Raw genomic sequence first — 25,938 nt, forward strand, 5'->3', positions numbered from 1 at the left:
CCTGACCGGAGAAGCGGCTGTCGGTTCACTGTTGCCGGCATTGCTCGGACAGCAGTTGCCCGCACCTCCGGAGGAACTCCTCGTGTGATGTAACTCCAGTGCCGTACCGACCGCCCGGTCTCCGTGATCGTGACTGTCTGGCATCGGAATGGTCCGGGTCGCCCGGACTTCTTCCCTGCCGCACCATGAACGCCAGCAAGACCGTACCGCTCTGTAACGCAGAACAAGGGGGAGCAGCATGCGAGTGGATCGGCCCGACGGAGGGATTCATTACAGACTCCTTGGCCCCTTGGAAATCAGCACGGCAGGACAACGGATAGGAGTCGCAGGGATACGCCAGCAAACCCTGCTGGCCATACTCCTGTTGGATGTCGGCAAGACCATCGGCGTCGCTCGGCTGATCGACGGTATCTGGGGCGAGCGAGCTCCCGCGACAGCCCACGCCCAGCTGCGCATCTGCGTCTCCCGGCTGCGGCGCCGGATGAACGAGACCGGGCTGCCCGCCCTGATCAGCACCGAGAACCAGGGTTACCGCCTGACGGTCGCGAATGAACGCATCGATGTATACCATTTCGCCCGTTTACTGGAAGTCGCGCACGAGGTCGAAACCCACGGGAAGCTCTCCGAATCCGTACAGTTGCTGCGTGTCGCTCTCGGCCTGTGGCGAGGCCCCGCGTTGGAAGGTCTATCGAGCCCGCTCGTACGAACCGCGGCAGCGCGTCTCGACGAGGAGCGCCGGGGAGCACTCGAACACTGCTTCAGCCTGGAACTCCGGCTTGGTCAGCACCACCGCATCGTCCCTGAACTGATGGCCAACGCAGCGGAGTTCCCCTTTCGGGAAAATCTGCAGTTCCAGCTCATCACCGCTCTCTACCGCTCCGGTCGCCAGGTGGACGCACTCAACGTCTACCGGAAACTCAAACGGCGATTCAGGGAGGAGCTCGGAGTCGATCCCTCACATTTCCTGCGCAGTCTGGAGAGGAAGATCCTGGCGCAGAGCCCGGATCTCAATGGCGGCACTCCCGCGCAGGAGACCAGGGTTCCGGCGTGTTCGGCGGTATCTGGAATGTGACTCTCCGTCCGGCCAGGCCGAAGGGTGACTGCGGACACGCACGGAGATTCCCCACGCGGGCCCGCCCCCCCGGCGAGTCATTCCGCGGCTGCGGCAGGCCGGCGCGACAGGCGTGACAGCTGCTGGACCGTGGCGGCGGTCGCGATCGTCAGCCCGATCGCGACCAGCGCTGTCGCCACCATCGCGCCGGCGTAGCCATCGGCTCCGTGACGGGATCCCAGCACGGTGTAGAAGAACGTGCCGATCACGGCGACACCCATCGCCGACGCGAACTGTTGCGTGGTCGCCAGCACACCCGACGCGGAACCGGCCTGATGCGGGCGTACCAGGGCGAGAGTCGCACCGTTGAGAGCGGGCAGCACAATGCCGTTGCCGGTGCCGACGATCGAGAGGGCCACCACGACAACGGGCAGCGCGACATGCCCCGATGACACAACGAGCGCCGCGGCGAGCAGTGCGAGACCGGCACCGATCAGCACCGTGCCGAGCAGGACCACTTTCAGTCCATGGCGGGCGATGAGCTGTTTACCCACCATGGACGACACACCGAACAGCACACCCATCGGCGCGAAGATCAGTCCGGCCTCCACCGGGCTGTGGCCCAGGCCCGTCTGGAGCAGCAGCGTGAGAGTGAACATGAAGCTGCCGAAGTAGAGGTAGAACGCCGCACCGGCGAGCAGGCCGGTCCGGAACGGCGGGCTGCTGAAGAGCGAGAGTTGCAGGGTCGGCGTACCGCCTCGGCCCGACAGCCGTTGCTGCCAGAGCACGGTCGCGAAGCCGACCGGAACCGCGGCGATCATGCAGATCCAGGTCCAGAGCGGCCAGTGCTGGTCGCGCCCGAGCGTCAACGGGATCACGAGCAATGCCAGCGAGCCTGCCACGCCGAGCGCGCCAAGAGGATCGGTCGCACTCCTGCGGGCAGACGTCGGGGCGTCGGCAGCGCGCCCCGGCAGTACACGCAGCGCGACAAGTGCGGCGACCACTCCAATGGGGCCGTTGACGAGGAAGATGGCACGCCATCCGAGCCCGAACACGTCCGCCTGGAGCAGCATCCCGCCGAGCACCTGTCCGGCGATGGATCCGATGCCCGCCGCCGCGCTGTACCAGGCGATGGCGGCCGGTCGCGAGGCGGCGGGGAACACGGCGGTGACCGTGGCCAGCACCTGGGGCACCATCGCGGCGCCCGCCAACCCCTGGAGCAGCCGGAACACGACGAGTTGGGTCGGATCGGCGGCCGCACCGCACAACACCGAGGCGACGGCGAAACCGAGCATGCCCGCGACGAACATCCGGCGATGGCCGAACAGATCGCCGAGCCGACCGCCTGTGATCATGCCGCTCGCGTACGCGAAGGCGTACCCACCGACGATCAGTTCCAGAGCGGCCCGCCCCGCGTGCAGGCTCACCGACAACGACGGCGCCGCAACATTGGCGACAAAGAAGTCGAACTGGGCCATGAAGACCGCGACGAGCAACACGGCAAGCATGCGCCCGGTCCTCAGGGGCGGAGTGGACGCGCCATCTAACGATCCGCTGGTCGACGGCGCGCCGGGCGACGACGCGTCAGCAGTCGAACTCGCACCACTGGGCGCGGCAGCACTGTCGGCGGGCATGAGATCCCATCTCATCGACTATGTAACGGACTTGACCGCATCGCACCGGTCGAGCCCAATCGAGGATTGACCCTATCATGAGCAAACTATGTCCACTATCTCTTATGTCTAGGATAGAGATATGAAGCTGTCGCAGGGAGTCGAATGGGGCGTGCACTGTGCGGTCGCGCTGGCGCAGACGGCACCAGGGGTGTCGGTGTCGCGCCGGACGCTGGCCGAGCGCTACGCCCTCTCCGAGGCGTATCTCGCCAAGCATCTCAAAGCGATGGTCAGCGCCGGCCTGCTGTACGCCATGACGGGACCCAACGGCGGGTTTCGACTGACGCGCCCGCCCGAGCAGATCACCGTGCTGGACGTCGTGGAGGCCGTCGAGGGGGGCGGTCCACAGTTCGTCTGCCAGGAGATCCGGCAGCGCGGTACCGCCGCACTCCCGCCGGAGCACTGCCTCGAACGCTGCGGCGTCGCCATCGCCATGGACGAGGCGAAGGAGGCATGGCGCTCTTCACTCAGCGCGACCACGATCGCCGACCTCGTCGCCCGACTCCCCGCCGCGGCGCGAGGCCGGCTCGGCACCTGAGGCTTGTCCCGTCAATACGTCGGGTCTGCAATCACCATTGAGGACATGCCCTGGGGCTCCGACCGGAAACGATCACCGGATTGGTGTCGCCCGGCCCCGCCCGGGCGCCCGACGACCCGAACGCGCCCGCGTCCACGGCGAGAAGGGCATCCGCCGGGGCGGACGCCCCTCAGGGCTCGGTCTCCTCGACTGCCACGGGGCAGTGTTCGACCCCGCGGGGAACCACGAACAGCTCGCCGGGTTCCAACACCACATCGCCATCCCTGAGCTGGAGGGTGGGCCGCCCGCTGATGACCATGATCAATTCAGCGGTATCCTCGTGGGTGTGCCGGACGAACTCCCCCTTCAGTTTGGCGAGCTTGACCTCGTAGGCGTTGAGCACCGCCACGTTCTTCTGCGACCACAACTCGCTGAACTGCGAGAGTTTGTCGGGCTGGGCGGACAGCGGCGTCCTGGAGACGTTCGCCCAGCAGGCGCACGATCGGCAACGTCCCTCCCCCCGTGAGCGCGAGACCAATCACAACGCTCAACACAAGCCCGGACAGGCGGTTGTCTCGGAGGCGGGTGCAGCCGACAGCAGCCGGAGTCCGGAGGCGTCCAGAGGTGGAGGCCGCAGGGAGAGGCGCAGGAGGTCCGCAGGAAGGCGTATGAGCGCATTGAGGGCCACAATGTCCCGCCATTTCACCCGTGTGAGCGGGGTCTTAATTACCGGGAATTTTTGTCCCGTTGAATAGCTGGATCCGCTCAGCCATCATCATCAGCATCGGATGCCGGCCATCCGGATGTGCTGGTCACAACCGGGAGCCGGAGCCGATCACGTGAGTGTGCGTGGCTGCGCCGGGGGATGTGGCGGCCGCGCACACCACGTGCTTCATCCGTACACGCCGTACACGCTCTCGGGTTTGTACGGCGGCCGAATCGGCCCGCGGAGCAGTGGGATCACCGCGCGGTCGAGTGCGGGATCATCCGCCTCAAGAGGCACCGCGCGGTCGCCGTGCGCTACGACAAGCTGGCGGCCCGGTACGAAGCGACCGTCCCGTCGCTCTTCCTGTCAAGTCTGTCGCGCCTCGGCGAGCCGGTTACTGCGCTCGATCTCCGGCATGTGTGTCTCGGCCCAGACCCGCAGGGCGGAGAGCGGCCTTTCGAGAGACAGACCGAGCTCGGTGAGTCGATAGTGGACGGCGGGCGGCACTGTGGCTTCCACACGTCGCCCGACCAGGCCGTCACGGACCAGACTCTGCAGCGTGACAGACAGCATCTTCTGCGAGATGCCCGGAACGCGACGTCGAAGCTCCGCGAACCGGAGTTCTCCGGGATCCGCCTCGGCCAACACCTTGACCACCATTGACGTCCACTTGGTGCCGATACGGTCGAGCAACTGGCGGGTCGGGCAACCCGGGTCCAGCAGATCACCGCACTCACCGGACCGCCGACCGGGTCCGGCGGGCATGGACGTGGTCACCCCGGGCTCACCACCTGTCGGGAAAGTGCGGTCTTGGAAGGACCAGGCTAGTTCCCTAGCGTGACCCTGTCACCATTCCTCACCACCCCTGGAGTCCCCCATGCCCGAACTGCGACGAGTCGCTGTCAACGGTGTCGAACTCAACGTCGCCCTCGCCGGATCCGGCCCGGCCGTCCTGCTGCTGCACGGCTTTCCGCACACGTGGGAGCTATGGAAGGACATCATGGCCGACCTGTCCGACCGCTACCGCGTCATCGCGCCGGACCTGCGCGGATTCGGCGCGAGCAGCCCGGCCGCCTCCGGATATGACGCCGCCACCCTGGCCGAGGACGCCACGACGCTTCTCACCGAGCTCGGCGTGTCTTCCGCCGCCGTGGTGGGTATCGACGCCGGTACCCCGGCAGCCTTCCTCCTCGCCCTGCGCCACCCCGGTCTCGTCCGACGCCTGGCTGTCATGGAGTCCGTGCTGGGCGGGCTGCCCGGCGCCGAGGACTTCCTCGCCGGCGGGCAGCCGTGGTGGTTCGGCTTCCATACCGCCGCACCCGGCCTCGCCGAGACCGTGCTGGAAGGCAACGAGGCCGCCTACATCGACTGGTTCCTCCACAACGGCACACTCGGCGACGGAGTATCCCCCGCCATCCGGGACGCCTTCGTCCACGCATACACGGGCAGCCACGCGTTGAGCCGCGCGTTCTCCTACTACCGGGCTCTGCCCGAAAGCGCGCTGCAGATCTCGCAGGCCGTCACCACCGCCCGCCTGACCGTGCCAACCATGGCGGTGGGCGCCCACCCTGTCGGCACCGCACTGGAACGCCAACTCCGCCCCGTCACCGATGACCTCACCGCACACGTCATCGAGGACTGTGGCCACATCATTCCACTGCACCGACCGCACGCCCTGCTCACGCTGCTGAAACCGTTCCTGGCCGGTGAGGACGCGATCGCAGCATAACCGGGGCAGCCCCTGCTCAGTCCTCGACGCCGCCCATGTCCGCGCTAAAGAGAGGAGGGCGACCTTGCAGGTCCGAGCCTCGTGGACCGAGGTAGGCCCGGCTCCAAGACGCACGTCTTGTCCCATGCGAACGGCCTCTGCCTCTCCGTGTCGGAATCTCGGCCGGGAACGTCCACGACAGTCGCGGGCTGAAGCCAGTCCAAGCCCGAACTCCCCCACCGCGGACGCGCCAACCCTCCCACTATGATGCGCTCTCCGGCGTTGCCGGATCCCACGGCAGAATGATCAGCCGGGATCCCCGTGAACCCAGAGGTTCCGCGCCAGCAATCGTTGTCATTCCAGGGCCGAACAGCGCGTGATTCAAGGGCCGTCGGTCACCGTCCGGCTGGATGTAGGGCTCAGTTTTCTGCCGGTAAATGGGACCGGTCGCGTCGTCCGCGAGGACGTCTTCGTGCAGCTGCCTGATGACCGCGTTGTCCGGGTAGGCAATGTATGCCGCCCTGAGCTGGGGCAGCACGAATGGGGCCCAGCGAGTGGCCCAATCAGTCAAGTTGACCCTCCGGGCTTCCTCGGAGAGCATCATCCACCGCATGGTGTTCTCCGGCGGCTCGCCTCGTGCGAAGAGGGCCCGAAATGCATCGTTACAGTAGAGCAAATCCCACTGCACGTTGGTGACGTACGCCATATCGCGCTGACCATCGACGACCCGCCGCCAGACGTCGGGCACTGTCATGCCGGCCTGCGGATTCAACGGCCGTGCGGGCGCGTGCCGAAAGGTGAGCAAATACAGCTGCGTGTACTCACCCTCACTGAGCTTGAGAATCTGACCGATACGCCGGAGGTAGTCGGCGTCCCTTGTACGCGACTTGCCGTTCTCGAATTTCCGGTACGTCCCGTCTGCCCGGGTCGTCAGCAGATCCATATCCGTCTGAGTGAGCCCCGGTGTTCTCGGCCCCTGACGTCCCGGCACCCGCGGAGGGAGCCCGACATCCTCCCTCGTGACGTGGCGCCGCCGCTCGCTCAACAAACTTTTCAAATCCATGGATTTCTCCCGACACTCAGCAGTCACACCGCACCGCATCGCATCGCACCGTCCAGCCATACGCCGTTTTCGATCGAGCGATGCCGAATTTCTTCGGGTCCAGTTTTCGTACATCCAGTCGCCTGAACAATCGAGCTATGGATCGAGCTACGGGAGGAAGTCGGTCCGAAACTCATCATGCTCGCCATACCGACTGTGGGCCAGTAACCGAAGGGATCGGCCAAGCGCATCCTTGTAGCGCTCCAAGCCAGTACCTGTCACGTTGGCGGCGCCCACCATCGTCTCGAACTCCTCCAGTATCGAATTGACGCCGACGAGAAGGCGATATTCGCCTTCTTCAACGGGCAGGGTCTCGGCAAGTCGGGCCCTGATGAAAGAGATCAGCGAGCGGTCGCGTTCGGGTGTCTGCGCGTAGACAATTTCGCGGAATCTCTCACTCATCTCGTCCATTGACGTGCGACTCCCCTGCTGAATCGACGGCCGAGTATTCGTCCTTTTGAAGGTATCTGACACGGCCAGCCGAGATGAAGACGCCGACGACAATCGGCCACCTGTCGCACGCCTTTGGCTCTTGAGTGACCTACGCAGCCGCCTCCACTCAGAGATAGTTGACTCCTGAAATTTGTCAGATTTCCCGGCAGGTGCCACGCAGCGCGGTGACGGACCAATAAGGTCCGCAGAAGTTAAACGTAGAATCAATTGGTCGTCATACGCTGCGCCGCTGCGGATCCTCCGCTCATCCTTGAGTGGAATGAGACCGCCTTGTCCATGATTTCGTCCATATACCTTTCGCACCAAAAATCTTTTTCCGGCGATGCCATGTCACCCCCCCTCTCGGGCAAGGCCTTCGGATTGACGACCTGGTGCTCGGCCTTGGGCGGTATCGGCGGGGTGCGGGGCGCAAGAAGCCATGCCGCATCCAACATCCCCGCCACCCGCAGCACTTGGACCTGCTCCGGGTAACACCGGGCAAGCTCTTCTCCTGCCAGGTCAGGCGCGTTGTCGCCGAAATCGAGCCGGGTGTGGAGTGAGGTAATTTGATCCAACGCCGCCTGTTGAGTAGTCATTTACCCTCCGCCTGCGCCGAGTTGGCGGTCCATCCCTCTCTGGAACCCACTGAGGTTACGCCATGGCGATCTCGAATGAGCGACCGGGACGCCCGTCGAGGGCTCCAAGGATGAGAACTGATCCCGGGTATCCGCGACGTTGGTCCATTCGTCGCGCCTCGTGCAGGCCAGGCGCCACCGCCCGGGGCTGAAGGTGAGAGGGACCATGACGATGAGCGTGGTCGTCCCGGAACCCGAGGTGAAAGGGCGGTCTGTCGAAGGACTTGGCGGCGCGCTGCACCAGGCTAAAAGGTCATTGAGGTGGGCGCGAGCACCTCTGCCCTGCCGCGGCCGTCCGGCTGCTGGGGCCGGTCCTCCCGAGCCGTGAGTGGTCCGAGGGTCCTGCCCAGCGGCCACGCAAAGGTTCTCAGCGCTCGGACGCGGCCTGTTTCAGTGCCGTGTGGGTGAGGGCGCCTTCGTCGGCGGTCAGGACCACGAGTTCGAGCATATGAACGCCGGGGATGACGTGGGCGGTGTAGTCCAGGTCGATCCGGCCCGCCTGAGGATGGAGGAAGCCATGGCTTCCGGCGGCTGGCCCCCGTACGTCGTGCTCCTCCCAGATCGTTGCGAACCGGCTGCTCTGCGCGGTGAGTTCGGCCACGAGCCGGCGGCCTCGTGCGTTGAGCGGATCGGCCGCCACTGCATGCCGGAGCCGGTGCACGTTGCTGCGTGCCACCTTCTCCCAGTCCGTGAGGAGCAGGGGTGCGCGGGGATCGCAGAAGACGAACCAGGCGAAGTTCCTGTGCTCGGCCGGAAGGTCGGAGAAGTCGAAGAGGAGCCAGGTCTCTGCGTCGTTCCAGGCCAGGATGTCGCGCATCGGGCTGACCACGTGTGCGGGCCGGACGGTCAGTGACTTGAGCAGTTGCAAGGTTGTTTCCGGCACGACCGGGGCCGTGACCACAACCGGATCGGTCTGGTGCACGGGGTTGCCGACACCGAGGTGGTGCAGGTGCCGGCGGGCGTCATCGTCAAGCTGGAGCGCGCTGGCGAGCGCGTCCAGGACCCTCGGACGAGGGGTGGTGCTGGCGGCCCTGTTCGAGGCGGGTGTAGTACTCGGGGCTGATGCCGGCCAGCGCGGCGACCTCGGCCCTGCGCAGTCCGCTGAGCCGGCGGGTACTCGTCCGGGGCAGGCCGACGGCTTCCAGGGTCAGCCGGGCCCGTCGGGAGCGCAGGAAGTGGGCCAGCTGAGGCAGAGCTGCGGACGGTGCCATGAACCAAGTATCAGCCCGCCCTGACCAGGTATCGGCCCGCCCGAGGCGAAGGGGGCCCCGGCAGGGCCACCCCCGGCGGGACCTGCCCTCAGCGGTGTCTCGTGCTTGTTCGCGGCCGAGACCAGAATGGCCGCAGATGGCGCCCACGACACGGGCGGCCCGGTGACTGACGGGCCGGATTCCTTCCGTTTCGGCACGTCCGCGCCGCTTTCCCTTGGAGCCCGCACATGCCTGCGCACCCTGGTGAAACGCTCTCGACCCCCTCGTCCCCACCGGCGTCCGCCGCCACCGAAACACGTACCTGTCCCGAAGCCCCGGCACCCGCTGGACCAGCACTTGGCCGCTACCTGCCCCTGACGGTGCAGAGCGCGGCGGCGAGCCTGGACGCGGGCGGGGTCGCCGTACTCAACAGCGCCCTGCCCTCGGTGGGCGCGCAGTTCGGCACGTCGGCGCAGAACCTGTCCTGGGCGGTGACCGGGTACGCGCTCGCGTTCGCGGGTCTGCTGCTGTGCGGTGGAGCGATGGCGGACCGGCTGCGGCGCCGGCCTGGTCCTCGGCGGCGTGGTCACCAATGCCTTCGGCTGGCGCTGGGTGTTCGCCCTGCAAGCCCTGGCAGCCGTGATCATCGCCCTTGCGGCGGTTCGGTGCCTGCCCCTGGGGACACAACGCCACAGTCGCCGTCTGGACTTGACCGGGGCCGGAGCACTGGTCACAGCCATCATTTTGATCGTTCTGAGCGCGGACATGGCATCCCGCCGTGGAGGGGGCCTGACCGCGAGTGTTCTCATCGCGGCCGCCGTGGCCAGCGGATACCTGTGGTGGCGCCGTGGCCGTCGCCACAGCGGGGACGCCGTTCTGCTGGACCGGAGCCTGCTGAAGGTGCGCGGCCTGCGGACCGCAGCGGTGGTGGCGAGCGCGTTCTACTTCTGCGTCACGGGCTCACTGTTCCTGCTGCCGCTCTACCTCCAGCAGGTACGCGGCATGTCCCCGGCCTCATCGGGCCTCGCGATCCTTCCCGTCAGCCTGGCCGTCGCCGCCGCGGCCCTCCTCTCCGGGCGCCTGATGAAAACCCGGGGACCCCGCCCGCTCCTGGCATCGGGCCTCCTGCTCACCGCCGGCGGCGTGCTGCTGTGGTGCACAGCCGGGGCACACAGCCCCTACCTGGGCGTCGTCCTGGTCGGCCTGATCGTCACCGGCATCGGGCAGGGCCTGGCTTTCTTCCCCGCCATCACCGCCACGGGCCTGCGCGACGTGCCCGACCAGACTCACGGGACCGCCTCGGCCCTCACGACCACCGCCTTGCAGATCGGCAGCGGCATCGGCCCCACTGTCCTCGCCGGCATCGCTCAGCCCCTGGGCTCAGCGGGCCACGCCACGCTGTCGCTGCCCGGTCACCACCTCGCCTACGCCGCGGCGGCCGGACTCCTGCTCCTCATCGGCCTCCCGGTCACCGCTCGCCGCAACAAGATCGTTCACTGACGGTGGAGCCCGGCCGACGCCGACTCCTCGGGAGTGCCGGTCAGCAATCAGCAACGGCGAAGCCCTGCGCAACCGATCCGCGGGCCCACGGATGGGCCGTCCGGATTGGCGGCCGGTGATGCAGTCCCGCTCAACAACTCCCGGGCAGCCGCCACCCGGGTCAACGATGATGCGGCGAGGTCCTGGGCCGGACCGGTCTTTGCCGACCAGGACGTTGACTACGGCCGGTTCGGTGCGGCCGACGAGGGCCACGGCGGTTGGCCCTGCCCGTAACCTTCACCTCGATGTCAGCCGCGGTCAGCGGCCGGCGGTCTCGCTGCCCCGGCACTGCACTACCGGGGCGGACGCTTGTTATTCTCTCCGGTCATGCGAGCCCTCTTCCCAGGATCCTTCGACCCGGTCACTCAAGGGCACCAGGACGTTCTCCGCCGCGCCGCCCTCCTGTTCGACGAGGTCGTCGTCTGCGTGATGTTCAATGCGCACAAGACCGGCCGCTTCCCCATCACCGAACGGCTGGACCGGCTCCGCACGGCAGCAACTGACCTGAGCAACGTCACGGTCGACTCCCACACCGGCGGCCTGCTGGTCGACTACTGCGGCCGAGTCGGAATCGACGTCGTCATCCGCGGAGTTCGCGACGTTCACGACCTGGACTACGAAATGCCGATGGCCCGCATGAACCACGAACTGGCCGGAGTCGAAACGTTCTTCATCGCTGCAGACCCCGCCCTGGCCCACATCTCCTCCAGCCTCGTCACCGCGATGAGCCAACAGGACCGCAGCTGAGGACGGCAGCGAAGGCGCGGCAATCGTCCCGGTCAGCCAGCATCCGGTGAACCTTCGCCGGAAGAGCGGCCCCGGAAGGGACACGGAGCGAGCGGCGGAGCGGGCGGAGCATCTGGCGCCGATCGACCCGGATGGGAACTGCCCCTGACCGCTGGACCGGCAGCGCCACTACCGCGTCGTCGCGAGCCTGGCCGACACCGACGGCAGCCTGTCCGACATCCCACCCGGCGTGCTGATGGACGGCGATGACATCGGGCGGTGGCTGGAGAGGCAGAAGCGACCGGGGCGCCTGGGCGCAACTCCCCGCCGAACGAGAGGACACGGCTGGCGACACTGGGCGTGCAGTCAGCCCGGGCGCCGTCTCCCGCCCCGGGGACCACGAACACGGCGAAGAACCGGGCAAGGTGGAGAACGGGGCAAGGTGGAGCAGGCGTTCCCGCCTGCTCCACCTCTAGTTGGTCGTGTGCGTGGGGTAGACCTCGACCTCGGTGTAGCCGCCCTTGATCTCCCCCGCGCCCGCAGGCCACGGCAGGTTCACGGTGTGGGTCTCGTTCGGGGGCGTCACCTGGATGTTGGTCGGGTGCGCGACGCTGTTGCCGCTGGTGTCGATGGTGTAGGAGAGGTTGAAGACAGCGGCATCGCCGGGCTTCAGGGTGGTGATACGCGGCTGGGCGTGGCCGCGCGAGATGGGTTCCGAGGTGTGGTCGGTGTCCTTGATGTCGACGCCGGCGAAGCCCGTCGCCGAGCAGGTGGTCGAACCCCGGTTGATCATGGTGATGTCTATCGTGCCGGTCTTCTCGTCGGGCGAGGCGTCCCTGGCGTCGATGGCCAGATCCTCCGTCTTGCAGAACGTGACCTTGCCGCCGGTCGTCGTCGCGCCGTTCGCAGCGCCGGCGCGGGCCTCGGTGTCCTCACCGGAACCCGAGCCACCCTCCGACTTCGAGCTGCCGTCCGAGGACGAAGAGGATGAGGAGGACGAGCCCGAGCCGCTCTCCGACTTCGCGCTGCCGTCCGAGGACGAGGAAGTCGAGGACGAGGAGCCCTGGGAGGACGAGTCCTTCCCGGAGCCGTCGTTGCCGTTGCCGCAGGCGGTGAGCGAGAGGGTGGCGGCGAGGCTGATGGCGGCGAGAGCAGTGATGCGGGTGTACTTCACGGGATTCCCCCAAGAACGAGCGCGGTGCATGTGGACTGACGTATTTCTATCTCGCGCCGGGTTACAGGCCGTCCTCCGCGACGTCCTCGTTCTGTCACAGGCGTATTGACCTCAGGGATGACGGCGGGCGGCCTCGGCGTCGGTCTTCGCCTCGCCCGGGAAGAGGATTGAGGATTCCGTCAGATTCGTGATCTTGAACCCCATCGTCCCCGCGGCTACGGAGACAACCGTTGCCCACCTGCCGAATCAGAGCGAGCCGGATGAGGGCCGCTTCGTCTTCGCGTACTCGTCCACCATCAACAGCCTTGGCCCGACTGCCTCCTGCGTATCTCCTGCTCCTGCGTGTCTCCGGCTGCCACGTGCTCCTCACCGGCGCGAAGGGCACGCAAAGGGCAAGCGGGAAGACAGGCGGGAAGAGCTGCAAACGGCTGGGATCGACGGTACGTACCAGTCCGTACGGGACCTCGCCGCCGCACGCGAGGCAGGCGCCCCGCCTCTCGGCCCGGCCCAACCGCAAGGGCTACTCCCGTGCGGCGCAGCCCAGTCCGGCGAGCAGCGCCGTGGCCTCGGCCTCGGCGAGGGGCCGTCACCGCGCCGGGGACGTCGTCAGCCGCCCGGACCCGGGCGTGGAGGAGCGTCGACCGGGCGTGGCCGATCCGCAGGCCGGCGGCCTCGGCGAGAAGCTCGACAACCTCCGGCGGACGACACTCCGACGATCAGGTGAATTGATCCAGATCTGCCTGATCGCTGCGTCTACTGGTGCGCGTTCCTGTTCCATCACCATTTCACTGGAGTGACATGCGCGCCCGTACCGCCCTTACCGCCGCAGCCCTTGCCGCCGCGGCCATCGCCGGCGCCGCCGGTAACGCAGCCGCCATCGGCAACGACGGTGGCACCACATCCCTGAGCGGCAACGGCTCCGAGCAGGCCTTCGGTAACTCGGCCACCAACGGTGCCCAGAGCCCGCAGCTGACCCTCGTCCAGGGCTCCCTGAACAAGCTGTGCGCCGGCGTGCCCGTCAAGGCCAACGTGGGCTCCCTCGTCGGTCTCGTACCGGTCGCGATCCAGGACGTCCCCGTCCTGTCGTCCCCGCAGAACCAGCAGTGCACCGAGAACTCCACCCAGGCCAAGGGCGACGAGCCTCTGTCCCACATCCTCGACCAGATCCCGGTGCTCTCCGGCAACGGCGTCGGCAACGGCTGACCGTTCGTACCGAGCTTGTCAGCGGCCCGCCCACCACGAATCACCCTTCGCCCGGAAAGCATCCTGAAGGAGATCACGTCGACGGGCGGGCCGCAGTCATGGCCTGAGAGCCCCACGCTGGCGCAGCGTGTGCTGTCGCCCCGGCCCGTTGGGGTGAAGTTGAGAACGGCTCCCGGTCCGCACCTCGCGGAAGACCGTCATCCACGAGCCCGGAAGCCCGGACCCGCATCCGCTGTTCGCTCAGGACACCGGCCCGGACCTGCCGAAGAACGGACCTGCCGAAGAACGGACCTGCCGAAGAACGGATCAGCCGGGTCCCTGTCGACCGTGAGGCACCCCCGCACACCCCGTAGTTGAGAATCCAGGACGGCGAGACACCCTCGCCGTCGTACCGCCCTGCGGGAGCGGACGCGATCAGCGCTGTTCGGGCGAACCGGACGACGGCAGGGATTCGTCGAGCGGTACGACGTTGAAGTATTCCTCGATGCGGTCGATGAGGCCACCGTCGAACCGGAAGTACATCGCCGCATGTACGTCACTGCGGGACCCGTCGGTCATGGTCAGGTGGAGTACTTGCTGCTGGAGCACTTCGTCGCCGTCCTGGAACTGCCGCACGGTCTCGTACCGAAGTGTCTCGACGTCGGCGGCCAACTGCTTCAGCAGTTCCATGTTCTCGTCGATCGGCTGGTCGCCGCTTCCGTCGTTGTGCCACACGCTGGCGGCCTCGGTGCACAGGGATCGCATCGTGGCGTAGTCCCGTACCTCCCACTGCCGGAGGTAGTGCACCGCTGCTGCGCGAAGGTCCTGGTCGGTTGTCATCGTCTTTTTCCTTTCGGGGTGCGCCGGTTGCGGCGGATGTCAGACGGCGGGGCCGGTCACGGTGCCGGCGGCCGCGTTCTCTTCGAAGACGGGGGCGCGTTCCCCCGCTTCGATGCGTAGGAGGAGGTGGTTCTCCCGGGGCGGCAGGGGGCAGGGGAAGGCCGGGGAGAACATGTGGTGGGGGACAACGGCCCGGTTGAAGTCGATACGGGCCGTGCCCGTGGCGTCCTTCGGCCGGGGCAGGATCAGCCAACGGCCCATGCCGGGCGTGTCCTTGTCGCTGGTGCCGTCGGTGAACGTGATCAACAAGGTGTCGCCACCCACACCGAACGCCTGGAGCGTGTGCCGCTCGCCTCGCAGCTCGAAGACGAAGTCACCCGGGGCCGGGAAGGAGTCCCGCATACTCGGGCTGGTCAGCCGGGTCACTTCCAGGAGGCGTCCGGCATCCGCCGGACGGTACTCCGCCTCGACAGTCCAGGCCGGGTCCCACGGCCACGCGTCGATCCCGCGCAGGCCGACGAGGGTGGGCGCGGCCGGATCCCACACGACCAGGACATGGGCTCCACCCAGCTCCTCGATGGTGCCGCGCCGCCCGTCGGGGAAGGACAGGCGGCCGGCGCTGGTCAGTTCCACCGCGCCGTCGACGGCCTGGTCATCGACGAACACGCCCTCCGCACGGGTTGCGGTCAGCGTCAGGCTCCCCGAGAAGCCGGTGGACGTCCACCGCCCCGGAACCTCGGGGAATTCCTGACCCGGTTCCGTGATCAGGCGATAGGCGATGCGGCCCGCCTTCCCCTCCGGGCCCGCCATCTCCTCCCACCGGCTCCGACGCCACCTGTCGTACCCGGTCAACGCGTCGTCGCCATCGAAGCAACCGCTGGACACAGTGTTCTCCTCTGTATGGGGCCGGCCACCCGCGACCGCCGTCAGGACTTACCGCCGGCCGGGAACCCCGGCCGGTTCGACGGCCGACCGGTCGTGCCGATGGTTTGGATGGTGCGCTCGCCCTGAGGACACAGCAAAGCTTCTTGCTCTTAAGGCAAACAACTGGCCCGGGAACTTGCGGAGAACGGGAGTGCCACGGCTACTTCGTCCCCATTGAGTACGAAGAGAAGTACTACGTCGTCGACCAGGCAGCCACCGAACCAGTGAGGCTGAAACCACGTGGAACCCCTGCCGCGCGGGGACGGGGTCCCGGACGCGCTGCGGGCGAGTCTGCTGCTCGCCGCCGTTCCGCTGGGGCGGATATGCCGATTCGGCAAGTTCCTTTGCCTCATCGGCCAGGGCGAGTGAACATGCCTGATATGAATACAAACCAGTCCGTGGAAGTGATCGTCATCGGCGGTGGTGCCGCCGGTCTGTCCGGGGCACTGACCCTGGCCCGGGCACGCCGCTCCGTGATGGTGATCGACTCGGGGGAGCCGCGCAACGCGCCTGCCTCCGGCGTGCATGGGTTCCTCTCGCGCGACGGCATGCCGCCTCGCGATCTCGTCGCTCGTGGCCAGGAGGAGGTGACGCGCTACGGCGGCAGCGTGATGCCCGGTCGTGTGGTCTCGGCCGAGCGCGTCGACGGCCTGTTCGAGGTCACGACGGAGGCAGGCAACCGCTACCGTGCCCGGCGGCTGCTGGTGGCCACGGGGCTGGCCGACGAGCTGCCTGAGGTGCCCGGTCTCGCCGAGAGGTGGGGACGCGATGTTCTGCACTGCCCCTACTGCCACGGGTGGGAGATCCGCGACCAGCCTCTGGGGGTGCTGGGGACGGGGCCGTTGTCGGTGCACCAAGCACTGCTCTTCCGGCAGTGGACCACACGCATCACCCTGTTCCCCGCCGACCGCGTCGAGGTGACCGGTGATCAGCGCGAACAACTCACTGCGCGCGGCATCGACGTCGTGGAGGGCGCGGTGGCCGCTGTCGAGGTGGACAAGGACCGGCTGACCGGGATTCGGCTGGCTTCCGGCCGGGTGGTCGAGGTCATGGCGGTGGCGTTGAGTCCACGGATGCGTGCCGGGAAGGTGCTGTTGAGCCTCGGCCTCGACCCGGTCGAGCACCCGATGGGAGCCGGCGAGCACATCGAGGCCGATGCGACCGGCCGCACTGCGGTGCCGGGCGTGTGGGTGGCCGGCAATGTCACCGACCTGACCGCTCAGGTCGTCGGTGCGGCGGCGGCCGGCAACGTGAGTGCAGCCGCGATCAACGCTGATCTGGTGGCGGAGGACACAGGCATCGCCGTTGCCGCGCTGCGGCGCGCGCAAGAAGGCCGGGGGCGGGTGGAGAGCCAGGGGCTGTGAACCCCGCCCCCTGGCGGAAGGTGCTTCAACCGTTCATAGACCGGTGACTTCCCTGGCCCGCTTCACTACGGAGTCGAGGCTGTCCACCATGGCGTTGTGCCGTCTCGCGCGCGCCGCCCGGTCCGCCGGCACCAGCCGCTCGCCCGCCTGCACGGCGTAGGCGTCCGCTTCGCCGAAGGCGGTCTGCGGGTGTTCTCCCGTATCGGCGCAGTGCGTCGTGACCTCCTTGACCGCCTGGAGCACGACCGCACGGTCCACCCCCGGCTGCATGGCCAGCCGCACCTGGAAACGCGCCATCCACTTTTCGCGGCTCTTCTCCTCCGCGTCCGTCTTCCGGTCCTTCTTCGCCACGTGCTCTCCTGGATGATCGGTAGCCGTCCGTCACAGAGTTGGACGCCGCAGCGTCGACGTTGGTTGCGTAAGCGGGAGTGTGACAAGTTCGGGCGACTCCCGGGGCGTGGCGCTGACAGGTCCCTTGCTACAGAACGACGTCCCAGATACCACCTGGGTCCCACCACTCCTGATCACACAGTGCCATCCGGAAGGGGGCCGACCGGATCCGCTCCGGCCGGCCCCCTTCTTCGCGTACGGAGGCGGCTCCGCGTACGGCTGCCCGCTCCGTACGCCGGGTCTCCCGCCCCGGCTCCTCAGCCCTGCGCCAGCTCCGCCACGGGCTGCCACTTCTCCCACCCCGCGAGACGCTGCTCGTAGTCGGCCTTGGCCAAGCCCAGCGGCGCCGAACCGAAGAAGCAGCGCAGCGGCGGCTCGTCGGCGTCGACGATCTCCAGCACGGCCGCGGCGGACGCGGTCGGATCGCCCGGCGTGCCGACGCGCTTGCGGCGCTGCTCCTGCACCTCCTTGTGGAAGTCGGCGTACGCGGGCAACGGCTCGGACGTGCTCGACGAGGAACCCGCCCAGTCGGTGGCGAACCCACCGGGCTCGATCAGCGTGACCTTGACGCCGAACGGCGCCACTTCCTGGGCCAGCGCCTGGCTCATGCCTTCGAGGGCCCACTTCGACGCGTGGTAGATCCCGACCAGCGGGAAGGCGCTGATGCCTCCGATGGAGGAGACCTGGAGAATGTGGCCGCTGCCCTGCTCACGCAGGAACGGCAGCGCCGCCTGCGTGATCCACAGGGCGCCGAACAGGTTGGTCTCCAGTTGCGCGCGCGCCTCGGCCTCGGTGAGTTCCTCGACCATGCCGAAGTGGCCGTAACCGGCGTTGTTGACCACCACGTCGAGGCGCCCGAACCGCTCGTGCGCCTGCTGCACGGCGGCGAAGTCGGCGTCACGGTCCGTCACGTCGAGGCGCAGGGGCAGCAGCCGTTCTCCGTACTTCTCGCGAAGGTCACCCAGCGTGGAGAGATCGCGCGCGGTCGCGGCCACCGAATCGCCACGTTCGAGGGCGGCGATGGCCCACTCCCTGCCGAAGCCGCGTGAGGCACCGGTGATGAACCAGATCTTCTGCGTCATGGTGTGCTCCTCAAGGAAACTCGTCATACGTACGGTCAGCACGTTGCGGTGTTTCTCCCACCAGCCAACACCTTCGAGTGGACTCGATGTCAATTTCAGTACTCCCGGAGGCGGCTTTCACTGTCACGAGGAGCGACTGCCCAGCGGGGCCGTTACGCGGCGCTGCCGAGGGATCGGCGTCCAAGGGGACGCAGGTCGGCGGAGCGGCTGCCCGCGGGTTCGGATGGTGTGTCAGACCCCGGTGAGCCGGTCCACCAGCAGCTCCACCCTCGGCTCGACGTACTCCGGCGGCAGCCGTCCCGCCCGGGTCAGGGTCGCCAGCCCGTGCAGGGCCGCCCAGAACACCTCGGTGAACAGCCCGGGGTCGACTCCGCCCCCGGCGACCTCACCCAGGCTCTCCAGCAGCGCGGCGAAGGCGTCCTTGAGAGGTTCGGGGGTGCCCTCGTCCGCGAAGGCCAGGCCGCCGTCGAGCTGGAACAAGGCGTCGTAGACCGCCGGGTTGCGTGCGGCGAAGCCGAGGTAGGCACGGGCGAGGGCCGCGACCCGCTCGCGCGGGCTGTTCGCGCCGGCGGTCGCGGCCCGCACCGCCACGGCCATCTCGGTGGCCCCTTCCAGGGCGACGGCGCCGATGATCTCCCGCTTGCCGCGGAAGTGGCTGTAGAGGACGGGCTGGCTGTACTCGATGCGCTCGGCGAGCCGGCGGGTGGTGACCGCGTCCCAGCCCTGCTGCTCAGCGAGTTCGCGGGCTGTCGCCACGATGAGGCGCTCGCGCTCCGCCCGCTCGCGCTGCTTGCGTTCCTGTACCGACATGATTCGACCCTAGCACCGCTAGACAATCGAGCGGGAGCAGTACTAGCGTTGCCTCATCACCTAGCGTTGCTAGATACCAGGAGGGGCATCATGCTCAACGCACTTGAGGTCATCACCACCGTGGTCGTCGGCGTGATGGTCGGGGTGGAGTTCTCCGTCGCCTTCGTCATGAACCCGATCTTCAACGCGCTCCCCGAGGACAGCGGCCAACTCGGCCGCGCCCACGGGGGCCGGATGCTCGGCGCCGTGATGCCGGTCTGGTACATCACCTCGCTCATCCTCGTCGCGGTCTGGGCCGTCGCCGGATGGCACCACCACGGCACCGGCCCCGTCGTCACGGCCGGCGCGCTGCTGATCCTCACCGTGATCATGTCGATCCTGCTCCTCGTCCCGATCAACAACCGGGGCAAGACATGGACCCCCGACAACCGGCCCGCCGACTGGAAGCAGCAGATGAACCGCTGGGACCGCCTCCACTACGTCCGCGTCGCCATCCTCATCGCCGCCTTCGCCCTGCTCGTCGCCGCCCTCGCCTGACACCGAAGCCGCCCCGACATGCGCTGGTCCGCCCTGTTGTCTCGACGGCTTTCGCCCCGCCCGCCTCGATGGCTTTCGACCGCTGTCCGCATCCCGGGGTCGGGGTCGTCGTCGGTCGCCTCCACGAGAGGCCCTTCGGGCTCCGCCCCGAGGAACATCACTTGCACCCAGTCATGCTCGACCCACCGCAGGTGGCTGATCAGCAAGCACGCGACCACTGCCGCCTTGTGCGAGCACGTCCTGCACGATCCGCCGGACAGGCCCTGAGCTTGTCGTTAACCTCATCTCCCTGAAGGGATTGAGATGGAGCAGACGGTCGTTGAGTCCATCAGGTACTCGGCTGGGTGCCAGGACTGTGGTGCGGAGACGGAGTGCTGGGGTGTCCAAGCTCTTGTAGCCGGCTCCTTGCGCTGGGACACGGAGTCCAGGTGCCCAGCCTGCGGGTTCGCGATGGCTTCGTGCGGTGATGACCTGCCAGCCGCACTGCGGAGCCGGCTGCTCACCGAGTGTGGGCCGGCGCACCTGCAGGTAGATCCCTCGGCAAGGAACGCTGCGATCATGCGCGTTCTGCGGGCAGAACTCGGGATTGGTCTGGCCGACGTCAGGTCCGTGCTGAGCGAGGTCGTGGCAGGAAGGCACTCAGGCACGATGCCTGAGATGGAGTTCCTGGCTCGCAAGCTGCGCGCCTCTGGGATCGATGCCGTTGCCGCTCGGCCGGAGAGGCTTTGACCTGGGCGTGTGCCGCGATGACCAGCCAGGTCCATCGGCCGGCGGCCTCCGGTTCGCGGACCTTCGGCTTCGTCCAGCCCATGGTCCGTTGATCAGCCGGCACACTCCACCCCACCGTCATCCCAGGTCTCCAACAGCTTCCGAACGCCGCGTGGGTCCGACCACGACACCCCCGTGCCCGTGGTCGGACCCACGCGGCGACCAACGGTCTGATCTCCGGGGCCAGGGATCGGGCCGTGCCGAAACACGTCCGGCCACATTGGCTGACGGAGGACCAGTTTCCGTTTTTTTCCGCTGACGCCATGAGACCCTAGATAGGCCTCAATTCGCTGTCAACTAAGATGAACAGCCACGCGACGCCCGGCACCGACCGGCACCGATGAGGGAGACGCGGATGCCGACATTGTCCGAAAGACTCGACACACTCTTCACGACGGTACGCAAGAAGGGTCGGGAGTACACGTACGAAGAAGTGGCGCGCGGCTGCAGCGAGTTGACGGGCGGCACCTTCTCCAAGACGTACGCCTGGCAGCTGCGCACCGGACAGCGGGACAACCCGACGAAGCGTCACTTGGAGGCTCTTGCCGCCTTCTTCCGGGTCCCGGTCGCCTACTTCTTCGACGACGACACCACCGAACGCGTCGACTCCCAGCTGGCGGTGGCCACCGCCATGCGTAACGCGGACGTTCGCGACATCGCCCTGCGCGCGATGAGTCTGGATGACGCAGGCCGCAAATCCCTGGCCCGCATCATCCACGAGGTCAGCATCCTGCACGCCTCACGGCCCGCCGACGATCCCCGGCACCACGAGCCGCCCGACGACGAGGAGTAGGGGACCCGGTGTTCCACCCTTGGCGAAGCCGCGACGGGGACGGCGGCATACCGAACCAGCGACGCACCATCGGAGCCCTGCGCCGCGGCTGCCGGCGGCGCCTGGAGAGCCTGGCGCTGCCGGGCTCGTACGACCTGCGACTGCTCTGCGAGCACCTGGGCAGGGCACGCGGCAGGACCATCCACCTCGTGCCGATGCACATGGACGCGACGGGCCCGTGCGGCATCGTGCTTTCCCTGCCGGGCGCGGACTACGTCGTGTACGAAGTGCAGACGAGTCGCCACCACCAAGAGCACATCATCGCCCACGAACTGGCCCACCTGATCTGCGGACACCGCACCGCGGACCCGGCACACGCCACCGCGTCCGGCGATGCCGCGACCCTGCTCTTCCCCGATCTCGACCCCGGTCTCGTACGGGACCTGCTGTACCGGGAGCACTACTCGGACGTGCAGGAGCAAGAGGCCGAGGTCATGGCCTTCCTGATCGGCACTCGGCTGCGGGCCACAGACGCCTCCGCAGGGCGGGCCCCCGCCCCTGACAGCACCCTGGGCCGCATACAGAATTCGCTCGACTGGCGACGACGGGACGAGACATGACCAACCCCTGGTACCTCGTCGGCTCGTTGGCCTGCTGGGTCGCCTTCGCGTGCACGCTGATGCCGCTGCTGCGCGGCTACCGCCGCGACCCGGCGGTCATCGCCCTGTGCGCCGCCTTCGGGAGCCAGGCGATGTATCTGCTGCTCTCGGTGCCCAAGCGCTGGACGGGCACCCTCTTCGGCACGGTCACCTGGTACAACGTCTCGGTCCAGATGTGGATGATTGCCACACTGGCCTGTCAGCAGGTGCTGCTCGTCCATTGGACGCACCCGGTCGCCCGGGCCCGGGCGGTGGCCCTGCGCCGCATGCTCGTCCTGGCCGGTGTGCCGACGGTGATGGCCGTTCTGTTTCTCTGCGCCACCCTCCAGGGCTCCCCGCACAACTCGTTCATCGACCTGCCCGGGTACCGCCCGGCCGACCAGCCGTTCTTCGTCGCGTACCAGGTCGTCTATCTCGCCACGCTGGCCACCGGGAAAGCTCTGGTGGGACGCGCCTGCTGGGCCTTCGCCCGGCAGAGCGAGCTGTACGTACGCCAGAACGGGCTGTACGGACAGCAGCACGAGGGCATCTGGTTGCGGCGCGGCCTGCGGACCGCGGCCGCCGGCGCCGCCGTCGAGCTCCTCTATCCGCTGGGCCGTTTCGCGGATGTCTTCCTTGCCTCGTACGGCTGGGACTCCGCGCAGTGGGCGGTGGTCTCCCGGAGCGCCCTGACGGTGGGCATGGTCCTCAACATCCTCGGCTGGACGGCCCCCTTGTGGGGCGCGCGCGTCTCGGCCGCCCTCGCCTGGTGTCGCGCTTATCGCGACTACCGCAGACTGCGGCCCCTGTGGTGCGCGCTGCACCGCGCTTACCCGCGCATCCTGCTTCAGCCTCCTTTCGCCCACGACATCGCCGCCGTGCGCGATCTGCGCTTCTACCTGCACCGCAGGGTGATCGAGATCAGGGACGGCTATCTGGCGCTGGAGGGCACCGCCAAAACGGCAGAAGGTCTCCGCGACGGGCGGCACGTGGAACGGGAGGCCGCCTGGATCGCGACGGCCCTGGCGGCCGGTCGCGCCGGGAAGACCGCTTCCTCCGAGGAAGCAGAGACCCGGTCCTCGCGGACCGACACGCGGCCCGCCGGCGTACCCGATGGAACGAACCCGACACCGGACGCGGGCTTCCAGGACTTCTCCGCTGACGTGGCATGGCTGGCGGAGGTCTCGCGCGCGTACGCCCGAGCCCACGGCTGACCGGAGCCCGCGGGAAGGTCCGCTCAGGCCAGGGACCGGCCGCCCAGCCGGAGGGAAGGTCCGACTGCCCACACCCGGCCGCTCAGCCGACGGGAAGGTGCGCCCAAACCCGGGTTCGGCCGCTCAGCCGGCGAAGGGCACGGACGGCACGCCCTGGCCCGCGCCGGGGACCACGAACAGATTTCCGGCGAGGGGCTCGACGTCGCCCAGGTCGCGCCGCGCAGAGGTGACGTACAGATCGGTCAGGCCGGGCCCGCCGAACGCGCAGGACGAGGTGAGCGACACCGGGAAGGAGATCTCCTGGTCGAGGTGTCCGCCGGGGGTGTACCGACGGACCGCGCCGCCCCGGAACAGGGCCACCCACACCGCGCCTTCGGCGTCCACGCACAGGCCGTCCGGCGCCCCCGCCGTATCAGTGACCTCGACGAACACGCGCCGCCCCGTGGCCCGCCCGGACCCGGTGTCGTAGTCGAAGACATCGATGCGACGGGTGAGCGTGTCCACGAAGTACATCCGGGTGCCGTCCGGGCTCCAACCAATGCCGTTGCTCAGCCGTACGCCGTCGGCCGCCACGTCCAGCGTCCCGTCCGGGGAGACCCGGGACAGCCACCCCGGGGCGGACTCGCCGGCGATGGTGCCGGCCCACAGCCGTCCCGCCGCGTCGATCCCGGTGTCGTTCCCTCGTATGCCGCGGTCCGACCAGTCCACCAGCCACCGCAGGGAGGTGTCGTCCGCCTCGGTGACGGCGATCCCGTCGCGCAGGCTGAGTACGAGGCCGCCCCCCGCGCGGGGCCGCGCAGCGGCCACAGGCTGGTCGAACGTCCACGTCGCGACGGGGCCCCGGGCGGGATCGAAGCGGTGGACCGCACAGGCGTTCATGTCGACCCAGAGCAGAGTGCCGTCCACGGCGTCCCACGCGGGACACTCGGCGAACGACGCCCGCGCGGCCAGCGCGACCTGAGGGGTGGGCATGGGGGCTCCTTACGTGACGCAATGGTGGAAGTACACAGAGGGGGATCGCCCCCAGGCCCGGGTCGGTCAGAGGCGCGGACCGGAGTGCGGCGGCGCTGTCCGGTCCGCCGGCCGCGTGAACCCGGACCGCCCGGCCAGCGCGGCATCGACAGCATCGATCACGATGTCGGCACCGCCGTCCAGGACGTCGACGACCGGGAGGCCGAGGCCGCCCAGAGCTCGTACGTTCTCCCGGCCCCGCGTTACGACGGCTATCACGGGGGCCCCGCCAAGCTCCTCCACCAGCGGGATCTCTCGCTCCGGGGCCGCCACCGGGAGGTGTTCCCAGTGATAGCGCGTGCGGCGGGACGGGTCGTGTACGAAGACGACGGCGTCGGGCCGGGAGCCCTGGAGTATCGACGTGGCCAGGCCTCCGAAGGCGGGATGGAGGACGGACGCCTGCCCCTTGGTGATGAGCAGGTCGTGGCGCGGGTCGGCGGCCTGAACCAGGTGCTCGACCAGACCGGCCGCCTGGAACACCGGGGCGCGATCGATGATCGCACCCGTCGTGCAGCCGACGAGCTGGCAGGTCTGGCCGGTGCCCACATAACCGGTGTTCACACCACGGGCCTGTGCCGCGCGTTGGAGTTCGAGGGCGGCCGTGCGCTTGCCCACGACGCAGTCGCTGCCCGCGACGTGCACCACGGACGCCCGGGTCCTGTCAGACCGGCCGGAGTATTTGGGCAGATGAGGGTAGGGGCGCCGGATGTCGACGATCCGACGGCCGTCCGCCATCAGCTCCCGCAGACCTGTGCCGGAGAGCTGGAGATGCAGGCAGGACACGATGTGCAGACCGGCCCCGGCCGCCGCGCGCAGCTGGTCCCACCAGAAGGCGGGCAGATCACCGGGTGGCAGCGGTACGTGTCGGAAAGCACCGCCCGCCGTGTCTCCGTGGTCGGACTCGGTCATCGCGACAACGAACACGTCCGGGGCGTAGGCCAGCGCCCGGTCGATGCTCGACACGACCGGAACGTCCGTTCCGGGCACGGCACTTGCCGTGGTCCGCGCCCCGTGGAAGCGGTCGACCACGGCGACGGTTTCCAGCACCGTGCTGTGCCGCAGCACCCCTTGCGCGGTCTTGCCCTCGGGGTGGGCGAGGACGCCATCCGCGAACAGCACGGCCCGCAGGGGCAATCGTGAGAATTCTTCCGACAGCATGGGCATGGGACCCGAGGCTACCGGCCGGACATGCAGAAGCCGGAGGAGGGTCTCAAGTGCACATACGGGGCGGCCCTCGTGCGGATTGACGGGATGTCACCTCCGCCCGCGCCGGCCGCGAGCCCGCGCCCCGCAGGGTCCGGTGTCATCCACGGGTCTGACACAGCTTCGCGTGGTTTGACCGAAGTACCCCATCGGAACGGGAACTGCGGCTGACTCCACGGCCCGCTCATGCCGGGACGATGGAACGGTCCCCGGAAAGCAGTATCCGTCGGGACAGACGAGCGTCGTGAGCGTCGCCGGATCCAGTACGCCGGGGGCGGGCCTCGGTACCGTGGGACAACCGATGGCGAGAGGACGTACCGAAGATGACCACGTCGCGGAGCCTGGACCCGATGACGCCGATGGTCGCGCAGTTCAAGGAGAGGACCGGACCCATCGTCCTGGCCAACACCTTCTTCGTTCCGAAGGAGAGGACCGAAGCGTTCCTGCCCTCCTCCGGAGGCAGGCGGAGTTCATCAGGGCCCAGCCGGGATTCGTCTCCCCGCAGATGCACAAGGGAACGGCGGACAGCCAGCTTCTGATGAACGTCGCGGTCTGGGAGTCGACCGAGGCGTTCACCACGGCGTTCGGCAGCCCGGAATTCCAGCGCATGGTTGCCGAGATCGCCGACGACATCGTGTCGTACCCGCACATCTTCGAGCAGGTCGACGTATGACACAGCGACTGTAGAGGCGTGACCGTGCCTGGCGACGACTCCGCCCTGCACGGCACCGTCATCACCTCTGGTCGACG

The 25,938-nt window shown here is 68.1% G+C and carries 30 protein-coding genes and 1 pseudogene; 15 read left to right on the forward strand and 16 right to left on the reverse strand.

Features of this window, described 5'->3' with window-relative positions; genetic code table 11:
* Window positions 1-289 precede the first annotated feature (289 nt).
* Window positions 290-1,072, forward strand: coding sequence for an AfsR/SARP family transcriptional regulator (locus OG285_RS36900; protein WP_356830587.1), 783 nt, complete (start codon window positions 290-292; stop codon window positions 1,070-1,072).
* A 77-nt stretch (window positions 1,073-1,149) separates the two neighbouring features.
* Here the strand turns inward: OG285_RS36900 and OG285_RS36905 are convergent, their stop codons facing one another.
* The gene (locus tag OG285_RS36905) at window positions 1,150-2,559 is read right to left on the reverse strand and encodes an MFS transporter (protein WP_331760240.1); all 1,410 of its coding nucleotides are present in this window, start codon (window positions 2,557-2,559) and stop codon (window positions 1,150-1,152) included.
* 247 nt (window positions 2,560-2,806) lie between these two features.
* On the opposite strand from OG285_RS36905, the gene OG285_RS36910 reads away from it, so the two are divergent.
* Entirely contained in the window at window positions 2,807-3,262 is a 456-nt protein-coding gene (locus OG285_RS36910; RefSeq protein ID WP_331760241.1) for an Rrf2 family transcriptional regulator, read from the forward strand.
* 169 nt (window positions 3,263-3,431) lie between these two features.
* On the opposite strand, the gene OG285_RS36915 is transcribed toward OG285_RS36910, so the two are convergent.
* Window positions 3,432-3,779 (reverse strand): cupin domain-containing protein, encoded by a 348-nt coding sequence (locus tag OG285_RS36915; protein WP_331760242.1) that lies wholly within the window; start codon window positions 3,777-3,779, stop codon window positions 3,432-3,434.
* A 534-nt stretch (window positions 3,780-4,313) separates the two neighbouring features.
* On the reverse strand, window positions 4,314-4,712 hold the full coding sequence (locus OG285_RS36920) for a winged helix-turn-helix transcriptional regulator (protein WP_371793719.1): 399 nt from the start codon (window positions 4,710-4,712) through the stop codon (window positions 4,314-4,316).
* A 112-nt stretch (window positions 4,713-4,824) separates the two neighbouring features.
* Between OG285_RS36920 and OG285_RS36925 the strand changes: the two genes are divergently transcribed.
* Both OG285_RS36925 and OG285_RS36930 read left to right on the forward strand, forming a co-directional pair.
* A complete protein-coding gene (locus OG285_RS36925; RefSeq protein ID WP_331760245.1) occupies window positions 4,825-5,676 on the forward strand; it encodes an alpha/beta hydrolase in 852 nt (283 codons plus the stop codon).
* Between the two features lie 19 nt (window positions 5,677-5,695).
* Window positions 5,696-5,906, forward strand: a pseudogene (locus OG285_RS36930) (transposase); the annotation flags it as partial.
* Between the two features lie 11 nt (window positions 5,907-5,917).
* On the opposite strand, the gene OG285_RS36935 reads toward OG285_RS36930, so the two are convergent.
* The 5 genes from OG285_RS36935 to OG285_RS36955 form a co-directional block, all read right to left on the reverse strand.
* A complete protein-coding gene (locus tag OG285_RS36935) occupies window positions 5,918-6,598 on the reverse strand; it encodes an XRE family transcriptional regulator (protein ID WP_331760246.1) in 681 nt (226 codons plus the stop codon).
* Window positions 6,599-6,865: 267 nt separating this feature from the next.
* Window positions 6,866-7,168 (reverse strand): hypothetical protein, encoded by a 303-nt coding sequence (locus OG285_RS36940; RefSeq protein ID WP_331760247.1) that lies wholly within the window; start codon window positions 7,166-7,168, stop codon window positions 6,866-6,868.
* 245 nt (window positions 7,169-7,413) lie between these two features.
* The gene (locus OG285_RS36945) at window positions 7,414-7,785 is read right to left on the reverse strand and encodes a hypothetical protein (RefSeq protein WP_331760248.1); all 372 of its coding nucleotides are present in this window, start codon (window positions 7,783-7,785) and stop codon (window positions 7,414-7,416) included.
* 406 nt (window positions 7,786-8,191) lie between these two features.
* A complete protein-coding gene (locus tag OG285_RS36950) occupies window positions 8,192-8,707 on the reverse strand; it encodes a hypothetical protein (protein ID WP_371793720.1) in 516 nt (171 codons plus the stop codon).
* Window positions 8,708-8,792: 85 nt separating this feature from the next.
* Entirely contained in the window at window positions 8,793-9,035 is a 243-nt protein-coding gene (locus OG285_RS36955) for a helix-turn-helix transcriptional regulator (protein ID WP_331760250.1), read from the reverse strand.
* Between the two features lie 513 nt (window positions 9,036-9,548).
* Between OG285_RS36955 and OG285_RS36960 the strand changes: the two genes are divergently transcribed.
* Together OG285_RS36960 and coaD are read left to right on the forward strand one after the other, a co-directional pair.
* Complete coding sequence (locus OG285_RS36960; protein ID WP_331760251.1) at window positions 9,549-10,514, forward strand: MFS transporter; 966 nt, start codon at window positions 9,549-9,551, stop codon at window positions 10,512-10,514.
* Window positions 10,515-10,880: 366 nt separating this feature from the next.
* On the forward strand, window positions 10,881-11,300 hold the full coding sequence (gene coaD, locus OG285_RS36965) for a pantetheine-phosphate adenylyltransferase (RefSeq protein ID WP_331760253.1): 420 nt from the start codon (window positions 10,881-10,883) through the stop codon (window positions 11,298-11,300).
* 451 nt (window positions 11,301-11,751) lie between these two features.
* Here coaD and OG285_RS36970 read toward each other — a convergent pair whose 3' ends face one another.
* Window positions 11,752-12,453: a DUF4232 domain-containing protein gene (locus OG285_RS36970; RefSeq protein ID WP_371793721.1), complete on the reverse strand. Its 702-nt coding sequence runs from the start codon at window positions 12,451-12,453 to the stop codon at window positions 11,752-11,754.
* Window positions 12,454-13,100: 647 nt separating this feature from the next.
* On the opposite strand from OG285_RS36970, the gene OG285_RS36975 reads away from it, so the two are divergent.
* Both OG285_RS36975 and OG285_RS36980 read left to right on the forward strand, forming a co-directional pair.
* On the forward strand, window positions 13,101-13,250 hold the full coding sequence (locus OG285_RS36975) for a hypothetical protein (RefSeq protein WP_356830609.1): 150 nt from the start codon (window positions 13,101-13,103) through the stop codon (window positions 13,248-13,250).
* Window position 13,251: 1 nt separating this feature from the next.
* Window positions 13,252-13,656: a rodlin gene (locus OG285_RS36980; RefSeq protein ID WP_331760254.1), complete on the forward strand. Its 405-nt coding sequence runs from the start codon at window positions 13,252-13,254 to the stop codon at window positions 13,654-13,656.
* Between the two features lie 414 nt (window positions 13,657-14,070).
* On the opposite strand, the gene OG285_RS36985 is transcribed toward OG285_RS36980, so the two are convergent.
* Window positions 14,071-14,475, reverse strand: coding sequence for a nuclear transport factor 2 family protein (locus OG285_RS36985; RefSeq protein WP_331760255.1), 405 nt, complete (start codon window positions 14,473-14,475; stop codon window positions 14,071-14,073).
* Between the two features lie 39 nt (window positions 14,476-14,514).
* Window positions 14,515-15,360 (reverse strand): DUF1684 domain-containing protein, encoded by an 846-nt coding sequence (locus OG285_RS36990; RefSeq protein WP_331760256.1) that lies wholly within the window; start codon window positions 15,358-15,360, stop codon window positions 14,515-14,517.
* A 279-nt stretch (window positions 15,361-15,639) separates the two neighbouring features.
* Between OG285_RS36990 and OG285_RS36995 the strand changes: the two genes are divergently transcribed.
* Both OG285_RS36995 and OG285_RS37000 read left to right on the forward strand, forming a co-directional pair.
* On the forward strand, window positions 15,640-15,768 hold the full coding sequence (locus OG285_RS36995; RefSeq protein ID WP_331760257.1) for a hypothetical protein: 129 nt from the start codon (window positions 15,640-15,642) through the stop codon (window positions 15,766-15,768).
* Between the two features lie 2 nt (window positions 15,769-15,770).
* Entirely contained in the window at window positions 15,771-16,763 is a 993-nt protein-coding gene (locus OG285_RS37000; protein ID WP_371793722.1) for an NAD(P)/FAD-dependent oxidoreductase, read from the forward strand.
* Between the two features lie 33 nt (window positions 16,764-16,796).
* On the opposite strand, the gene OG285_RS37005 is transcribed toward OG285_RS37000, so the two are convergent.
* From OG285_RS37005 to OG285_RS37015, 3 genes are all read right to left on the reverse strand, one after another.
* Entirely contained in the window at window positions 16,797-17,114 is a 318-nt protein-coding gene (locus tag OG285_RS37005; RefSeq protein WP_331760259.1) for a hypothetical protein, read from the reverse strand.
* A gap of 296 nt (window positions 17,115-17,410) precedes the next feature.
* The gene (locus tag OG285_RS37010; RefSeq protein WP_331760260.1) at window positions 17,411-18,235 is read right to left on the reverse strand and encodes an SDR family oxidoreductase; all 825 of its coding nucleotides are present in this window, start codon (window positions 18,233-18,235) and stop codon (window positions 17,411-17,413) included.
* A 231-nt stretch (window positions 18,236-18,466) separates the two neighbouring features.
* A complete protein-coding gene (locus tag OG285_RS37015) occupies window positions 18,467-19,045 on the reverse strand; it encodes a TetR/AcrR family transcriptional regulator (protein ID WP_331760261.1) in 579 nt (192 codons plus the stop codon).
* Between the two features lie 90 nt (window positions 19,046-19,135).
* Between OG285_RS37015 and OG285_RS37020 the strand changes: the two genes are divergently transcribed.
* From OG285_RS37020 to OG285_RS37035, 4 genes are all read left to right on the forward strand, one after another.
* Window positions 19,136-19,582: a DUF1772 domain-containing protein gene (locus OG285_RS37020; protein WP_331760262.1), complete on the forward strand. Its 447-nt coding sequence runs from the start codon at window positions 19,136-19,138 to the stop codon at window positions 19,580-19,582.
* A 1,123-nt stretch (window positions 19,583-20,705) separates the two neighbouring features.
* The gene (locus tag OG285_RS37025) at window positions 20,706-21,143 is read left to right on the forward strand and encodes an XRE family transcriptional regulator (RefSeq protein ID WP_331760263.1); all 438 of its coding nucleotides are present in this window, start codon (window positions 20,706-20,708) and stop codon (window positions 21,141-21,143) included.
* 8 nt (window positions 21,144-21,151) lie between these two features.
* A complete protein-coding gene (locus OG285_RS37030) occupies window positions 21,152-21,742 on the forward strand; it encodes a toxin (RefSeq protein ID WP_331760264.1) in 591 nt (196 codons plus the stop codon).
* Window positions 21,739-22,974 carry an MAB_1171c family putative transporter gene (locus tag OG285_RS37035; RefSeq protein WP_331760265.1) on the forward strand — a complete coding sequence of 412 codons (1,236 nt, stop codon included), beginning with the start codon at window positions 21,739-21,741 and terminating at the stop codon, window positions 22,972-22,974. Before OG285_RS37030 ends, OG285_RS37035 begins: the two co-directional genes overlap by 4 nt.
* A gap of 123 nt (window positions 22,975-23,097) precedes the next feature.
* Here OG285_RS37035 and OG285_RS37040 read toward each other — a convergent pair whose 3' ends face one another.
* Both OG285_RS37040 and OG285_RS37045 read right to left on the reverse strand, forming a co-directional pair.
* On the reverse strand, window positions 23,098-23,946 hold the full coding sequence (locus OG285_RS37040) for an SMP-30/gluconolactonase/LRE family protein (RefSeq protein WP_331760266.1): 849 nt from the start codon (window positions 23,944-23,946) through the stop codon (window positions 23,098-23,100).
* 66 nt (window positions 23,947-24,012) lie between these two features.
* A complete protein-coding gene (locus tag OG285_RS37045) occupies window positions 24,013-25,149 on the reverse strand; it encodes a DUF1611 domain-containing protein (RefSeq protein ID WP_371793723.1) in 1,137 nt (378 codons plus the stop codon).
* A 340-nt stretch (window positions 25,150-25,489) separates the two neighbouring features.
* Between OG285_RS37045 and OG285_RS37050 the strand changes: the two genes are divergently transcribed.
* A complete protein-coding gene (locus tag OG285_RS37050) occupies window positions 25,490-25,861 on the forward strand; it encodes an antibiotic biosynthesis monooxygenase family protein (RefSeq protein ID WP_331760269.1) in 372 nt (123 codons plus the stop codon).
* Window positions 25,862-25,938 lie beyond the last annotated feature (77 nt).

Source organism: Streptomyces sp. NBC_01471 (assembly GCF_041438865.1).
Taxonomy (GTDB): domain Bacteria; phylum Actinomycetota; class Actinomycetes; order Streptomycetales; family Streptomycetaceae; genus Streptomyces.

Coding starts and splice junctions, on each gene's coding strand:
- OG285_RS37045 (WP_371793723.1), bottom strand. CDS start 25,149: ATGCCCATGCTGTCGGAAGAATTCTCACGATTGCCCCTGCGGGCCGTG.
- OG285_RS36925 (WP_331760245.1), top strand. CDS start 4,825: ATGCCCGAACTGCGACGAGTCGCTGTCAACGGTGTCGAACTCAACGTC.
- OG285_RS37015 (WP_331760261.1), bottom strand. CDS start 19,045: ATGTCGGTACAGGAACGCAAGCAGCGCGAGCGGGCGGAGCGCGAGCGC.
- coaD (WP_331760253.1), top strand. CDS start 10,881: ATGCGAGCCCTCTTCCCAGGATCCTTCGACCCGGTCACTCAAGGGCAC.
- OG285_RS37040 (WP_331760266.1), bottom strand. CDS start 23,946: ATGCCCACCCCTCAGGTCGCGCTGGCCGCGCGGGCGTCGTTCGCCGAG.
- OG285_RS36905 (WP_331760240.1), bottom strand. CDS start 2,559: ATGCTTGCCGTGTTGCTCGTCGCGGTCTTCATGGCCCAGTTCGACTTC.
- OG285_RS36945 (WP_331760248.1), bottom strand. CDS start 7,785: ATGACTACTCAACAGGCGGCGTTGGATCAAATTACCTCACTCCACACC.
- OG285_RS36955 (WP_331760250.1), bottom strand. CDS start 9,035: ATGGCACCGTCCGCAGCTCTGCCTCAGCTGGCCCACTTCCTGCGCTCC.
- OG285_RS37035 (WP_331760265.1), top strand. CDS start 21,739: ATGACCAACCCCTGGTACCTCGTCGGCTCGTTGGCCTGCTGGGTCGCC.
- OG285_RS36935 (WP_331760246.1), bottom strand. CDS start 6,598: ATGGATCTGCTGACGACCCGGGCAGACGGGACGTACCGGAAATTCGAG.
- OG285_RS36910 (WP_331760241.1), top strand. CDS start 2,807: ATGAAGCTGTCGCAGGGAGTCGAATGGGGCGTGCACTGTGCGGTCGCG.
- OG285_RS37025 (WP_331760263.1), top strand. CDS start 20,706: ATGCCGACATTGTCCGAAAGACTCGACACACTCTTCACGACGGTACGC.
- OG285_RS36920 (WP_371793719.1), bottom strand. CDS start 4,712: ATGCCCGCCGGACCCGGTCGGCGGTCCGGTGAGTGCGGTGATCTGCTG.
- OG285_RS36940 (WP_331760247.1), bottom strand. CDS start 7,168: ATGGACGAGATGAGTGAGAGATTCCGCGAAATTGTCTACGCGCAGACA.
- OG285_RS37020 (WP_331760262.1), top strand. CDS start 19,136: ATGCTCAACGCACTTGAGGTCATCACCACCGTGGTCGTCGGCGTGATG.
- OG285_RS37050 (WP_331760269.1), top strand. CDS start 25,490: ATGGCGAGAGGACGTACCGAAGATGACCACGTCGCGGAGCCTGGACCC.
- OG285_RS36980 (WP_331760254.1), top strand. CDS start 13,252: ATGCGCGCCCGTACCGCCCTTACCGCCGCAGCCCTTGCCGCCGCGGCC.
- OG285_RS37000 (WP_371793722.1), top strand. CDS start 15,771: ATGCCTGATATGAATACAAACCAGTCCGTGGAAGTGATCGTCATCGGC.
- OG285_RS36985 (WP_331760255.1), bottom strand. CDS start 14,475: ATGACAACCGACCAGGACCTTCGCGCAGCAGCGGTGCACTACCTCCGG.
- OG285_RS37010 (WP_331760260.1), bottom strand. CDS start 18,235: ATGACGCAGAAGATCTGGTTCATCACCGGTGCCTCACGCGGCTTCGGC.